Source organism: Mesorhizobium sp. M7A.F.Ca.US.006.04.2.1 (genome assembly GCF_004022915.1).
GTDB lineage: Bacteria > Pseudomonadota > Alphaproteobacteria > Rhizobiales > Rhizobiaceae > Mesorhizobium > Mesorhizobium ciceri.
In genome coordinates, this window is sequence record NZ_RZQA01001363.1 from 1 (window position 1) to 991 (window position 991).

1 protein-coding gene and 1 pseudogene are annotated in these 991 nt (G+C 60.5%); both read left to right on the top strand.

Going from position 1 to position 991, the window contains the following annotated elements:
- Positions 1–278, top strand: a pseudogene (locus EN925_RS37305) (UDP-N-acetylmuramoylalanyl-D-glutamyl-2, 6-diaminopimelate--D-alanyl-D-alanine ligase); the annotation flags it as partial.
- 18 nt (positions 279–296) lie between these two features.
- The coding region (gene mraY, locus EN925_RS37310) for a phospho-N-acetylmuramoyl-pentapeptide-transferase (protein WP_128337435.1) at positions 297–991 on the top strand (695 nt) is incomplete at its 3' end.

Here is a 991-nt window from a genome sequence, read left to right on the forward strand (position 1 = left end):
AGCTGCATGCGGCCCTTGCCGATCTCATCGTCGGCACGGGCACGCAGACCGTTTTTCTTGGCGGCCCGGAAATGCGGGCGCTGGCCGAAGCGCTGCCGGCTGACATCAAGACGGAATACCGCGCCGGTGTCGAGGAGCTGAAGCCGGTGCTGCTTGCCGCGCTCAAGCCGGGTGACGTGGTGATGATCAAATCGTCGAAGGGCATCGGTTTTGCAAAACTGGTCGATGCGCTGCTGGGCAAATTCCCGGCTGAATCGACAACCAGAAAACAGACCTAGGTCGGGGGACGAAAGCGCATGTTCACACTGCTCGTCGATTTTGCGGACAAGGTCTCGGTCTTCAATGTCTTCCGCTACATCACCTTCCGCACCGGTGGCGCGCTGATCACGTCGGCGCTGATCGTCTTCATCTTTGGACCGACCATCATCAATTCGCTGCGGCTGCGGCAAGGCAAGGGCCAGCCGATCCGCGCCGACGGGCCGCAGACACATTTCAAGAAGGCCGGCACGCCGACCATGGGCGGGCTGATGATCCTGTCGGGCATCATCGGCTCGTCGCTTTTGTGGGCGAACCTGTCGAGCATCTATGTCTGGGTGGTGCTGCTGGTGACGCTGGGCTTCGGCTCGATCGGCTTTTACGACGACTATCTGAAGGTCACCAAGCAGTCGCATCTCGGCTTTTCCGGCAAGGCACGGCTGGCGCTGGAATTCGTCATCGCCGGCATCGCCGCCTGGGTGATCATGCACAATGGCCAGGCGCCGTTCTCGTCGTCGCTGACTTTTCCCTTCGCCAAGGAATTCATCGTCAATCTCGGCTGGTTTTTCATTCCGTTCTCCTGCTTCGTCATCGTCGGCGCCGGCAATGCGGTGAACCTGACCGACGGCCTTGACGGCCTGGCGATCGTGCCGATCATGATCGCGGCTGCCTCCTTCGGCGTCATCGCCTATCTCTCCGGCAACGCCGTGTTCGCCGAATATCTGCAGATCCATTT